A 12,572-nucleotide genomic window follows, 5' to 3' on the forward strand; every position below is an offset into this window, starting at 1 on the left:
TCGAGCAGCTGGGGTCGCGATGCACCGGCCTGGCACCTCACAGGCTAGTGCGTATCCGCTGCTCCCGGCGTTCGGCGCGCTACTCCTTCGAGTAGTCGGTGCTCAGCCACCGTTCGGGCCGCATCCGGATCACCACCGAGTCCGGGCCGAGGTTCTGCTCGGCGAATGCGGCGCCCTCCTCGGGTCCCAGATAGCGCACCGCGATCGCGCGGACCACCTCGGACGACGCCGCGTCGATCGCGGTGACCGTGCCCTCGGCGGTGACATACCGGTACGGCGGCTGTTCCACCTGCGCGGTGATCGAGAACCGCCCGGCGGCCCGGATGAGCCGCTCCTTCAGCGTCCCGGCGTCGGTCCACAGCACGACCTCCCCGCCGGGCTCGTACCCGTACCAGATCGGCACCGCCAGCGGCGCCCGATCGGGCCGCTCGACGGCGATCACCCCCACGTGCAATTCGGCGAGGAACTTCTCACGCTCGGTACGGGTCATGGTCGGCATCGACGGTCCTTTCGCGAGTCGGGTCTGTGTTCGCGACAACCCGTGGCGACGGGTGTCCTATTCCGCACCGCGAATGAGCAGCGGCAGGGTGGTGTGGCGGCGCACGAGAATGCTCGGGGTCCACTGCGGCGGCGCGGCGAGGCGGATGTCGGTGCTGCGGTCGAGGAGGGTCGTGATCGCGGTGCGTGCTTCCAGTTTCGCCAGGGCCGAGCCGACGCAGAAGTGGAGCCCGCGGCCGAAGGCGGTGTGCGACTTGATATTCGGACGATGCAACTCGACAGCGGCCGGTTCCGGGAAGATCGCCGGATCGCGATTGGCCGCGCCCCACAACAGCAGGAGATGGCTTCCGGCGGGCAGGGACACCTTCCCGAGACGGGTATCGGTGGTGACGTGGCGATAGTGGCCGCGAAACGGGGATTCGAGGCGGAGCACCTCGTCGAGGAAGGCGGGAATCAGGTGCGGTTCGGCGCGCAGCAGGTGCTGAATATCGCTGCGGGTGGCCAGTATTCGGGCCGCCGAGGCGATCAGGCCGGCAGTGGATTCGCCGCCGGCGCCGACCAGTTGAACGAGAATCAGCACCGCGACATCCTCGGTGAGCGTGCCGGTGCGGCACGCGCGGGCCAGCGCGTCGAGCACGGTCCGTGGCGGACCGTCGGGTTCCGCCGCGCCCCGCGTCCGCCGCAGCTGTTCGGCGAGGTAGCCGGCGAGCAGTGCCGCCGACTGCACCAGTCGCGGAAGGCGGTGCGCGTCCACCACGGCACCGAGCATTTCGGTGCTGTCGTAGGCCCATTCGAGCAGTTGTGGCACATCGTCGCCGGGCAGCCCGATCACCGCCGCGACGAGGGCGAGCGGCAGGCGGTCGGCCATCTCGGCGGCCCAGTCGATGCGGCCGTCGCGAACGTGTTCCGACCAGAGCCGGTCGACCAGATCCTCGGCCATCGGCGCGAGTTCCCGGATGCGCCCGGCCAGCACACTCGAGACGAGTTTGCGGTGAACGGCGTGGGACGGATCGTCGGCCGTGGCGAGAACATGCACCGCGCGACCGCCGCCGTCGAGATCGAAGGCGGTCGCAGCGGCTCCCGGATGACGCAGCAGTACCGCGGTGAGGTGGGAGGAGAACTCGGTGGTGCGGGCGGCCGCTTCGGTCACGAGATCCCACGACGACACCAGGTGAAAGCCGGTGCCGGGCACCCGGTAGACCGGTGCCTCGTCGCGCAGGCGGTCGAAGAGCGGATACGGATCGTCGAGATGGGCGGGCAGGAACAGTTCGGATCCGTCCGGCACTGTCGTGGTCATCGGTGAACTCCCTCCGGGAACGAGTGCGCTCACCGTGCGCGCGGTGGAGACGAGTGTCAATCGGTGTCGCACAGTGAGACGGTGAAGGCCGCCTCCGCGCGTTCGTCGACAAGCCCGAACACATGGACCGGGGCTATCTACGCACTTCACAGGCATGTACCGGGACAGCCAGGCGTGAGACAATGGCGTCATATCGTCTCGTCTCGAGACGCCGCAGAGTGAAGGGATCGTATCCGGCGATGCGAACCACCGAGGTGGATTGGCTGGCGGGCGGGGTCCGGCGCACCGTCGCCCGCTCGCGCATCGAGGCGGCGGCCGCCGACCTCTTCCTGGAACGCGGAATAGACCGGGTGAGCATCGACGACGTGGCCGCACGCGTGGGCTGCTCCCGGGCCACCGTGTACCGGCACGTCGGCGGTAAGCCGGAACTGGTCCGGATCGTGACGGCCTCGGCGGCGCGGGATATCGCCGAACGCGTGGCGGCGACCGTGGCACCGCTGCGCGGCCCGCGGCGCGTGGTGGAGGCCGTCCTCGCCTCGCTCGCGGCGATCCGCGCCGAACCCACCCTGTCGGCGTTCCTGGCCGGTGCGGGCGCCACCGGCGACCAGGTGGTGGCCACGCCCGAACTGCGCGGCATCGCCACCGCACTCACCGGAATCGCCGCGGACGACGATGCCGCACAGTGGATCGTGCGGGTGGTGTTGTCGCTGCTCACCTGGCCGCTGCCCGACGCCGCCGCGGAACGCCGGACGGTGGAGCGGTTCGTCGGCCCGCTCGTGATGCGTCCGGCCGGACCGGCGCGGAAGGGATGAGATGAACGTCCCCCTCTTCGTCGGTCTCACCACCGTCGACCTCGCCTACGCCGTCGACGCCTATCCGGCCGAGGACACCAAAACCCGTGCGCGCGACCAATTTCTGGGCGCCGGCGGACCGGCCGCCAATGCCGCGGTGGCGTGCGCGATACTGACCGGCGGGGCCCGGCTGCTCACCGCTGTCGGCCGGCATCCGCTCACCGCGCTGATCCGCGACGATCTGCGGTCCCACGGCGTGGAGCTCGTCGACACCACGGCGCGGCGCACCGATCCGCCGCCGATCTCGTCCATCGTGGTCGCGGCCGGTGCCGGGACGAGAACCATTGTCTCGCTGGACGGTTCGGGGATCGAGGCGCCGTTCGACCACGCATTCGCCGATCTCGTCCGGGAGGCGCCGGTGGTGCTCGTGGACGGGCATCACATCGAACTGGCCCTCGGCATCGCGCGGGTGGCGCGCGACGCGGGAGTTCCGGTGGTGCTCGACGGGGGACGCTGGAAGCCCGAACATGCGCAGCTGCTGCCGCTGGTCGACATCGCGATCTGCTCGGCCTCGTTCGCGCCGCCGGGCGCCGAGGACGTCTTCGACCACCTGCACCGGGTCGGGGTCCGGGCGGTGGCCGTCACTCGCGGACAGCAACCGATCCTCTACTCCGCCAATGGGATTCGAAGCGAGATCGCGGTGGGCGAGGTGGACGGCGCGGATACGCTCGGCGCCGGGGACATTCTGCACGGCGCGTTCTGCGCCTACCACTCGCGCGGCCACGACTTCGCCGACGCGCTCACCCGCGCCGCCGCGGTCGCCACCCTGTCGTGCCGGTTCTTCGGCACCCGCGCATGGGGAGACCGGCTCGGTGAGCGGGCCGAATGAGATGAGCGGGCCGCGGTCCGCGACGGGACACGCTCATCGAGTCGCACCGGCGAGACAGCCGGACTCGGGCGACCCGCGCACCCCGGGACAGCTCACCGACCCGGGCGAATGAGGTAGCCACCCGAGACCGCGCGCAGCACGAGGTCGGCTCGGTCCGCGGTCCGTGCGATGAGACGGGCATTCGGCAGGTCGCTGCCGGCCACCATGGCCTGTGCCCGATCCGGCGATTTACCGCCGCGCAGATGCCGGCGCAGCAGGCGCTGTTCGATGACCGCTTCCCCGGCATCGAGGTACCAGACCTCGTCGAGATATTCCCGCACCTCCCGCCATCCCGGCCGATCCAGCAGAAGGTAGTTCCCCTCCACGATCGCGACCCGTTCGCCGGTGAAGACCACCGCATCCGGGACGGGGTCGTGGCGGGCTCGATCGTAGACCGGCCACGGCACCGGCACGCCGATCGCACTGTCGCGCAACCGCCGCAGCCGGGCGACGAACGACGCCACATCGAAGGTATCGGGCCGCCCTTTGCGGGCGAGCGCGCCGGCGTCTCGGAGCAGTGCCGAGCTCAGATGGAATCCGTCCATCCCCGCCACCTCGGCGGACACTCCCGACGCCCGCACCGCATCCGCCAAACCCTGTGCCAGCGTGGACTTTCCCGCTCCCGGCGGTCCGGCGACACCGACCAGGTACCGGCGTCCGCCCGCATCATCCGCCGCGCGCACGATCCGCGCCGCCAGCTCACCCGGCCCCGTCACCTTCATGATGTTTCCCGCCCCTCATTCGACCAGGACGACGATCAACCGACGGGGCCCGTGCACGCCCTGCACGCGGGTCATCTCGATATCCACGGTCGCCGACGGACCGCTGATCCAGGTTGTCGGCCGGCGCGGGTCGAGACGCGGAACAACCTCCGGCAGCGCGGATTTCACCTGCTCCGCGTGAACCACGCACACGTGACAGTCGGGCACGAGCGTGGGCGCGCGGCGGCCCTGGCCGGCGTCGCCGTCGAGCACGATCGTGCCCGATTGCGCGATCGCCGCGGCGCAGGTGGTCACGACCGCGTCGATCTCGTCCAGCTCGGGCGTGGTCAAGGGCGGGTCGTCGATCACGACGCGGCGCTCGGAGCGGTCCGCCCACAGAGCCGTCCACATGTCCGGCAGTCCGGGTGGCGTCAGCACCACACGGGCCGACGCGCGCCGCAGTTCCCGATCCACGGCCGCCGCGACCCCCGCCCGCGTGGTCCGATGCACCTGCGCCCCATACCGTTCCAGTCGCTGTTCGAACAGGTCCAGGATCGCGGCGCGATCGTCGGGGTCGACGCCCGGCGCGGTCCGCAGGTAGTCACGCGGCACGGTGACAGCGTCCGCCGGTTCGCCGATGGCCTCGCGAATGCGCCGCAGAATCGTCTCGCGCGCATTCACGCCCGGCCCCCGTCCTCGTTCGCGGTGTCGTGCAGCCCGGGTCCGTCGTGGCGGCCGCCCTCGGTGCGCGCCCACCAGCGGCGAAACGATTCGGCCGGAATGCCGGGTACCCGCCGGCTGTCGGTCCACCCGCTCAGCGGACCCGGCAGATGCCGCTTCGGGACCGCGACGCCGATGCACGCCGCCGACCGCACGGCCGCGCCCCACAGCGCCGGATGGGTCATGAATCCCGCCATCGCGTCGAAGGCCACCTGCTCGACGCGATGTTTCACCGCCGCCTCACCCTCGGCCACCCGGTGGCGCAGGGCCAGCAGATTCCCGGTGATATCGATGCCGACCGGGCAGACGTCGTCGCAGGCCCCGCACAGCGCGGAGGCATACGGCAGCGAGGCGGTCTGCGGATCGTCGGCGCCCTTCAGCAACGGGTTGAGGATGGCGCCGATCGGCCCGGGATAGACCGACCCGTAGGCCTGTCCACCGGTGCGTTCGTAGACCGGGCAGATATTCATGCAGGCGCCACATCGGATGCAGCGCAACGCTTCCCGCCCGAGTTCGTCGCGCAGGGCACGGGTGCGCCCGTTGTCGACCAGGACCAGATGGAAGGCCGAGGGGCCGTCCTGTGCGGTGACGCCGGTCCAGGTCGACACGTACGGCGACATCCGCTCCCCGGTCGCGCTGCGGGCCAGCAACTCCAGATAGATCTCCAGGTCGCGCCAGCTCGGAATCACCTTCTCGATGCCGGCCACCGTGATCAGCGTCTCCGGCAGGGTCAGGCACATCCTCCCGTTGCCCTCCGACTCCACCATCACCACCGTTCCGGTGCCGGCGACAAGGAAATTCGCGCCGGTGATGCCGACCTTCGCGCGCAGGAACTTCTCCCGCAGATGCAGCCGCGACGCATCGGCGAGCGCCTGCGGATCGTCGGTCAGATCGTCCGGCGCGGGGCGACCGTGCTTGCCCATCTCGCGGCGGAAGATGTCGCGAATCCGGCTGCGGTTCAGGTGCATCGACGGCACCACGATATGGGAGGGCAGATCGTCGCCCAGTTGCAGGATGATCTCGGCGAGATCGGTTTCGCGGGTGTCGATTCCGGCCGCGGCGAGCGCCTCGCCCAGCCCGATCTCCTCCGACAGCATGGATTTGGCCTTGACGATCTCGGTTTCACCGGTGGCCAGGACCAATTCGGTGACGACGGCATTGGCCTCGGCGGCGTCGGTCGCCCAATGCACCACTCCCCCGGCGCCTTCCACCGCATCGGCCAATCGCTCCAGATAGGTGTCGAGACGGCGCAGCACATCGTCCTTGACCGCGGCGGCGGCAGTGCGCAGTTCCTCCCAGTCCGGGCGTTCGGCCACCAGCGCGTCGCGCTTGGCGCGGATGGTGTGGGTGGCACGGCGCACAGTGGCACGCAGCTGTTCGTCCGCGGTCGCGGTGCGCGCGGCCTGCGGAAACGGGGGCCAGCCCACGAAACTCTTACTCACGAGCGGGCTCCCGCGGCCACCGGCAGCCCGGGCATCGGCCCGTCGGCCTTCGTGCGTGCCAGGATTTCCACCAGATGCAGATCGCGTACCGGCGTCGCGTCGGCGGCCAGGCGCCCGCCGATATTCATCAGGCACGAATTGTCCACGGCCGTCACCACACTCGCGCCCGTCTCGCGCACGTGGGCGGCCTTGTCGGCGTTCATCGCGCCGGAGGCGGCGGCGTTCTTCACCGAGAACGTGCCACCGAATCCGCAGCATTCGTCGGCCGCGGGCAATCCGATCAGCTCCAATCCGGCCACTGCCCGCAACAATCGGTACGGCCGATCGCCGATGCGCTGCACGCGCAGCGAATGACAGGTCGGATGGTAGGTCACCCGATGCGGGAAATAGGCGCCCACGTCGACGACACCCAGGTCGTCGGTGAGGAATTCGGTCAACTCCCGGATTCTGGGGAGCAGCGCCTCGGCATCGCGAGCCAGCCCGGAGTCACCGACCTGCTCGGCCACCACCCGGTAGAACTCGCGCGGCGCGGCGCCGCACGAGGCGGACGGCACGACGATCCGGTCGTAGTCACCGAACACCGAGACGAAATGCCGGGCCATCTTCGCGGTGTCGGCCCGATACCCGGTGTTGGCATGCATCTGGCCGCAACAACTCTGGGCCATCGGGAATTCGACCTCGACGCCGAGCCGGCGCAGCAAGGCCACCGCCGCCCGGCCGGTTCCCGGATACATGACGTCGTTGACGCAGGTGATGAACAATGCCGTACGCGCCGACATGCGGCCCCTCTCGTCACCGATGCCGCGGGCCGGGCACTGTTTCTGGAGCGGCACCTCGATACGGATACTGGCGAACGATCCCGGCCAGAATACGCCGCACGCACCGCGGCGAGACGGATCTGCGGGCCGTGTGCACCCGCGGATCCGCCTCGCCGGCGGCATCGGTCAGCTCATCGCCTCCGCCCCGGTGAGCGGTGGCGGCTCGGAATCGAGTTCGGCCACTTCGTCATCGGTGAGCAGCCGGGACCGGATCAGGAACCGCACCCCCTCGGGAGCCTCGAGCGAGAATCCGCTCCCCCGCCCGGACACCACGTCGACGGTGAGAAACGTGTGCTTCCAGTACTCGTACTGATCGGCGCTCATCCAGAACGGAGTATCGGCGCCGACCCGGCCGAGCAGCACATCCGAGGCGCCCACGCGGAATTCCCCGCGCGGGAAGCACATCGGCGCGCTACCGTCGCAACAGCCACCCGACTGATGGAACATGACCGGGCCGTGCTGTCGAATCAGGTTGTCCAGCAACGACTCCGCGGCCTCGGTCAGGTCGACGCGGGTACCCATCAGAAGAAGCCGAGTTTGTTCGGTGAGTAGCTGACCAGCAGGTTTTTGGTCTGCTGGTAGTGATCGAGCATCATGCGGTGGTTCTCGCGGCCGATGCCGGACTTCTTGTAGCCGCCGAAGGCGGCGTGTGCGGGGTAGGCGTGGTAGCAGTTGGTCCATACCCGGCCGGCTTTGATGCCGCGGCCCAGCCGGTAGGCGGTGTTGCCGTCGCGGCTCCACACCCCGGCGCCGAGGCCATAGAGGGTGTCGTTCGCGATCGCGAGGGCTTCCTCGGTCGAGTCGAAGGTGGTGACCGCGACGACGGGGCCGAAGATCTCCTCCTGGAAGACCCGCATGTCGTTGGTGCCCTTCAAGATGGTGGGCTCGACGTAGAACCCGCCCGGCAGGCCGTCGACCTTGCGCTGGCTGCCGCCGGTGAGGACCTCGGCGCCCTCTTTGCGGCCGATGTCGATGTAGGACAGGATCTTTTCGTACTGGTCGTTGCTGGCCTGGGCGCCGATCATGGTGTCGCTGTCGAGCGGGTTGCCGCTGACGATGGCCTTGGTCCGTTCCAGGCAGCGTGCCATGAACTCGTCGTAGATGGAGGAGTGGATCAGCGCGCGCGAGGGGCAGGTGCACACCTCGCCCTGGTTGAGGGCGAACATCACGAAGCCCTCGACCGCTTTGTCGAGGAACGCGTCGTCGGCGGCCATCACATCGGGCAGGAAGATGTTGGGGCTCTTGCCGCCCAGTTCGAGGGTGACGGGGATGATGTTCTCGCTGGCGTACTGCATGATCAGCCGGCCGGTGGTGGTTTCACCGGTGAACGCGACCTTGGCCACGCGGGGGCTGGATGCCAGCGGCTTGCCGGTTTCGACGCCGAAACCGTTGACCACGTTGAGAACTCCCGGCGGGAGCAGATCGGCGATCAGCTCGACCACCTTCATGATCGAGGCCGGGGTCTGCTCGGCGGGCTTGAGCACGACCGCGTTTCCGGCGGCCAGTGCCGGCGCCAGCTTCCAGGTCGCCATCAGGATCGGGAAGTTCCACGGGATGATCTGGCCGACCACGCCGAGGGGTTCGTGGAAGTGGTAGGCGATGGTGTCGGCGTCGATTTCGCTGACACCGCCTTCCTGGGCGCGGATGGCGCCGGCGAAGTAGCGGAAGTGATCGACCGCCAAGGGCAGGTCCGCGGCCAGGGTTTCGCGGACCGGTTTGCCGTTGTCCCAGGTTTCGGCGACGGCGAGCTGGTCGAGATTCGCCTCGATCCGATCGGCGATCTTGTTCAAGATGTTGGCGCGATCGGCGGCCGAGGTCGCACCCCACGCGTCGGCCGCACCGTGCGCGGCATCCAACGCCAACTCCACATCGGCAGCCGACGACCGGGCCACCTCACAGAAGGTCTCCCCGTCGACCGGCGACGGATTCTCGAAGTATCTGCCCTCGACCGGTGCCGTCCATTCGCCACCGATGAAGTTGTCGTAGCGGTCGGCGTAGGAGACGATGCTGCCTTCGGCGCCGGGCTTGGCGTAGATCATGACGGGTGCTCCTCGATGAGTCACGAAGGGTCGCATCACGACAGGGGACGTCGTGATGTGGACCACTATGAGCCCCGAGGGTTGGCACAAGGTTGAATGCGGCGGGGCGCGTCGCGATCAGCTTCCCCGTGCCACGATCAGCTCCGCAGTGCCACGATCAGCTTCGCAGTGCGCTGTGCAAGCGCGCGGCGGCCACCGCGCGGCGCGCGTCGTGAGCGGGCAGCAGCCGCAGCGCGTGTTCGTGGATCTCGATGTCACCGGGCGCTTTGGCGCCGTAGTCCAGCGCGTATTCGGCCTCGCCGGCCGACAGGACCGCGGTGCGGATACCGACCTCCAGATATTCGCGCCATTCGACGACGCCCGGGGTCTGCGAGCCCGGCAGCAGCGGGCCGCGATACAGCCGCACGGCGGTGGCGGTGTCCCCGGCGGCCAGGGCGGCGAGCATATCGGTCGCATCGCAGGACACCGGTGTGGTCAGCCGATAGACCCGATTGCTGATATCGCCGCCGGTGGCACGGCGCAGATGCGAGACGTCGGCCTTGAGTGTGCTGGAACCGGTGGGCCGGTCGCCGTAGACGGCCAGCTGCAACCGCTCCGGTGTGTAGCCGTCGGGTTCGAGGGCGAGCAGGGTGAGGATCTCGAGCAGCCGGCGGCGCAGGCGCAGCGGCCGCCCGCCCCGGGTCAGCGCGGCGCCGCCGAGACATTCCAGTCGCACCCCGGGGGCCGTATTCGCTACGCCGCCTTGCAGTTTCGCCTCCACCGCCGCGGTGAGCGACAGCACCGTGGACATGGCCAGCGGGTGCGAGCGATCCCAGGTGGTGGACAGATCCAGCACACCGAGCTGGCGGCCGTCGGCGGAGCGGATCGGCGCGCAGTAGCAGACCCAGCCGTGCAGCGCCTCGACCAGATGTTCGGCGGAGAACACGCTGCTCGGGCGGCCGGTGTGCAACGCCAGGGACAGCGCGTTGGTGCCCATGTGGTTCTCGTCCCAGCGACCGCCGGGCGTGAAACCGACCCGTTCGGCGCGCCGTCGCATCACCTGGCCGCCGTCGGACCACAGGATGGTTCCCGCTTCGTCGGTGACGGCGGCGACGAATCCGGCGTCGTGGGTGATGCTGTGCAGCTGATCGGAGAGTTCGGCGATGGGGCCGCGCAGCGGCGAATCGGCCCATTTCGACGCGACATCGCCGACCACGGCGGGCGCGCAGTCGGTGGCCGGATCCACGAACGCGCGCGACCGCACCCAGGACTGCGCCACATCGGCCCGGGGCTGCGCCGCCTCGGCATCAGGGGCATCGGGATCCGGTGCGTCGGAGGCGGCGGGGCCGGATTCGAGAGGACACACGGCCGGGGTCGCCGGGAGATCGCGCGGGCTCGGAACCCAACGCGCCCACTGCCGTTCCAGTGCCGCGCGTCGCCGCAGCAGACCACTGTCGTGTCCTGATCGCATCCGCATCTCACCCGTCGCCGCTCAGTCCGCACCGTGCGTTCCGGCGGCGCCTGGGGCCGGGCCGCACATCGTCGGCTCGGCCCCATTGTCCAGCAGGTCGGCTCGTCGCGGGAGCGAAACCGGCCGGTGCGGACGATCGAACTCGGCTCAGATGGGCGTCAGTTCGAACAGCCGGAACCGGCGCGCGCCCGCCAGCCGCTGCTCCATGGTGTATCCGGGCCAATAGGCCACCGCGCGGGCCCACGCCTCCTCGCGTTCGGTGCCGCTCAGCTGCCGGACCCGCACCTTGATTCGCCTACCGCCGCTGTGGATTTCGGCGTCGGAGGCCGCGGCGAGATTCGCCGACCAGGACGGATGCTCCGACCGCCCCCAGTTGGACCCGATCAGCAGATACCGCTCGGGCCCATCCGGGACGTACAGCAGCGACACCGTCCGCGGCAACCCGGATTTACGTCCGCGCACCGTCAACTCCATCGACGGAAGACCCGCCAGATCGAGCACTCCGTGCCGGCCGCCGGTGAGCCGGCGGATGATGCGTTCCAGGACGACGACGACCGGACCGGTGCGCATCACCCACGGGATCCGCGCGATCGCCCGTCCGAGAGCGGACAGCGGGTTACCGATACGTGAGTGACGGGTGCGATCCGACATGACGGCCTACTGTGAGGTCGCGGCGCGCTTGGGCAGCTTCCAGCCCGGCCGGGGGAAGTGGCAGGTGTAGCCCTCCGGATAGCGCTGCAGGTAGTCCTGGTGCTCGGGTTCGGCCTCCCAGAAATCGGACGCCGGGGTCACCTCGGTGACCACCTTGCCCGGCCACAGACCGGAGGCGTCCACATCGGCGATGGTGTCGAGCGCGATCGCCTTCTGCTCGTCGTCGAGATAGAAGATCGCGGACCGATAGCTGCTGCCGATGTCGTTGCCCTGGCGGTCCTTCGTCGACGGATCGTGGATCTGGAAGAAGAACTCGAGCAACGCCCGGTAGTCGGTGCGCGCGGGGTCGTAGACGATCTCCACGGCCTCGGCGTGGCCCGGATGGTTGCGGTAGGTGGGGTGATCGTTGCGCCCGCCGGTGTATCCGACGCGCGTGGAAATCACACCCGGCTGCTTGCGGATCAGCTCCTGCATACCCCAGAAGCATCCGCCTGCCAGAATCGCCTTGCGCGTGTCGGTCACGCTTCCTCCTTCGGATCGGGTCCCCGCCCCCAGTCTCGCACCGGTACAACCCGGGCGCGGGCCCGAAAAGTCCCGCCGCGGCGCTCGCCTCGGCCGCCTTCCGTATTCCGCATACCCGCTCTCCGGGCCGCTTAACGGACTATCTCCGGTCGTACCCCGCGGTCGTCTCCGAACCCGTTGGCGCCGAAGCGATTTCGGCGCGCATCGCGACACGGGTCCCGTCGGCCCCGGTGGTGATCTCGACGTCGCGCACCAGGGCGCGCATGATCGCCAGTCCCCGCCCGCGCACGGGATCCGGAACCTCGGCACGGGGTTCCCAGCTGCCGTGGTCCACGATGGTCAGGTACAGGTCCGAGCCGCTGATCTCAGCACGCAGCCCGACCATGCCGGTGGCGTCGCGGTAGCCGTGTTCCACGGCATTCGTGCACGCCTCGTCCACCGCCAGCAACAGGTCGTAGATCTGTTCCGAGCCGACTCCCCCGCGCTCGAGCCAGGCCCGCAGATCGTGACGCACCTCGGCGATCCGGTCGGCCTGCGACGGGAAATTCGCCTCGAAGGGGGCCACCTGTAGCGGGTGCGGCTCGCGTATCGCGGGCCCTGGGGCGGGGTCGCCCGGGGGATCTGGAAATCCGCTCATGTCCTCATTCCGATCGCAACCGATGATCTCCACTCGATGATCTCCTCGGCATCCGCGATACCCCCTTTCCCGTACGCC

14 protein-coding genes are annotated in these 12,572 nt (G+C 69.4%); 2 read left to right on the top strand and 12 right to left on the bottom strand.

Going from position 1 to position 12,572, the window contains the following annotated elements:
• Positions 1-79: 79 nt before the first annotated feature.
• Together NE2_RS01245 and NE2_RS01250 are read right to left on the bottom strand one after the other, a co-directional pair.
• On the bottom strand, positions 80-499 hold the full coding sequence (locus NE2_RS01245) for a pyridoxamine 5'-phosphate oxidase family protein (RefSeq protein ID WP_174553894.1): 420 nt from the start codon (positions 497-499) through the stop codon (positions 80-82).
• A gap of 57 nt (positions 500-556) precedes the next feature.
• Entirely contained in the window at positions 557-1,795 is a 1,239-nt protein-coding gene (locus tag NE2_RS01250; RefSeq protein WP_063023045.1) for a cytochrome P450, read from the bottom strand.
• A 239-nt stretch (positions 1,796-2,034) separates the two neighbouring features.
• On the opposite strand from NE2_RS01250, the gene NE2_RS01255 reads away from it, so the two are divergent.
• Together NE2_RS01255 and NE2_RS01260 are read left to right on the top strand one after the other, a co-directional pair.
• Positions 2,035-2,607, top strand: coding sequence for a TetR/AcrR family transcriptional regulator (locus NE2_RS01255; protein WP_063023330.1), 573 nt, complete (start codon positions 2,035-2,037; stop codon positions 2,605-2,607).
• 1 nt (position 2,608) lies between these two features.
• Positions 2,609-3,475, top strand: a complete 867-nt coding sequence (locus NE2_RS01260) for a PfkB family carbohydrate kinase (RefSeq protein ID WP_063023047.1) — start codon at positions 2,609-2,611, stop codon at positions 3,473-3,475.
• Positions 3,476-3,567: 92 nt separating this feature from the next.
• Here the strand turns inward: NE2_RS01260 and NE2_RS01265 are convergent, their stop codons facing one another.
• From NE2_RS01265 to NE2_RS01310, 10 genes are all read right to left on the bottom strand, one after another.
• Complete coding sequence (locus NE2_RS01265) at positions 3,568-4,236, bottom strand: nucleoside/nucleotide kinase family protein (RefSeq protein ID WP_063023049.1); 669 nt, start codon at positions 4,234-4,236, stop codon at positions 3,568-3,570.
• 15 nt (positions 4,237-4,251) lie between these two features.
• Positions 4,252-4,896, bottom strand: a complete 645-nt coding sequence (locus NE2_RS01270; RefSeq protein WP_063023050.1) for a LutC/YkgG family protein — start codon at positions 4,894-4,896, stop codon at positions 4,252-4,254.
• Complete coding sequence (locus tag NE2_RS01275) at positions 4,893-6,377, bottom strand: lactate utilization protein B (protein WP_063023052.1); 1,485 nt, start codon at positions 6,375-6,377, stop codon at positions 4,893-4,895. Before NE2_RS01275 ends, NE2_RS01270 begins: the two co-directional genes overlap by 4 nt.
• Entirely contained in the window at positions 6,374-7,156 is a 783-nt protein-coding gene (locus tag NE2_RS36840) for a (Fe-S)-binding protein (protein WP_063023054.1), read from the bottom strand. The genes NE2_RS01275 and NE2_RS36840 overlap by 4 nt, the downstream gene beginning before the upstream one ends.
• Before the next feature lie 165 nt (positions 7,157-7,321).
• The gene (locus tag NE2_RS01285) at positions 7,322-7,717 is read right to left on the bottom strand and encodes a DUF779 domain-containing protein (RefSeq protein ID WP_063014446.1); all 396 of its coding nucleotides are present in this window, start codon (positions 7,715-7,717) and stop codon (positions 7,322-7,324) included.
• A complete protein-coding gene (gene adh, locus NE2_RS01290) occupies positions 7,717-9,234 on the bottom strand; it encodes an aldehyde dehydrogenase (RefSeq protein ID WP_030515719.1) in 1,518 nt (505 codons plus the stop codon). The genes NE2_RS01285 and adh overlap by 1 nt, the downstream gene beginning before the upstream one ends.
• Positions 9,235-9,391: 157 nt before the next feature.
• Positions 9,392-10,684 (bottom strand): sigma-54-dependent transcriptional regulator family protein, encoded by a 1,293-nt coding sequence (locus tag NE2_RS01295; protein ID WP_106958451.1) that lies wholly within the window; start codon positions 10,682-10,684, stop codon positions 9,392-9,394.
• 147 nt (positions 10,685-10,831) lie between these two features.
• Positions 10,832-11,335 carry a nitroreductase family deazaflavin-dependent oxidoreductase gene (locus NE2_RS01300; RefSeq protein ID WP_063909232.1) on the bottom strand — a complete coding sequence of 168 codons (504 nt, stop codon included), beginning with the start codon at positions 11,333-11,335 and terminating at the stop codon, positions 10,832-10,834.
• Between the two features lie 6 nt (positions 11,336-11,341).
• Entirely contained in the window at positions 11,342-11,809 is a 468-nt protein-coding gene (msrA, locus tag NE2_RS01305; RefSeq protein ID WP_228794851.1) for a peptide-methionine (S)-S-oxide reductase MsrA, read from the bottom strand.
• Positions 11,810-11,996: 187 nt separating this feature from the next.
• Positions 11,997-12,494, bottom strand: a complete 498-nt coding sequence (locus NE2_RS01310; RefSeq protein ID WP_146165199.1) for an ATP-binding protein — start codon at positions 12,492-12,494, stop codon at positions 11,997-11,999.
• Positions 12,495-12,572: the final 78 nt, after the last annotated feature.

Source organism: Nocardia elegans NBRC 108235, assembly GCF_001612845.1.
Lineage (GTDB): Bacteria > Actinomycetota > Actinomycetes > Mycobacteriales > Mycobacteriaceae > Nocardia > Nocardia nova.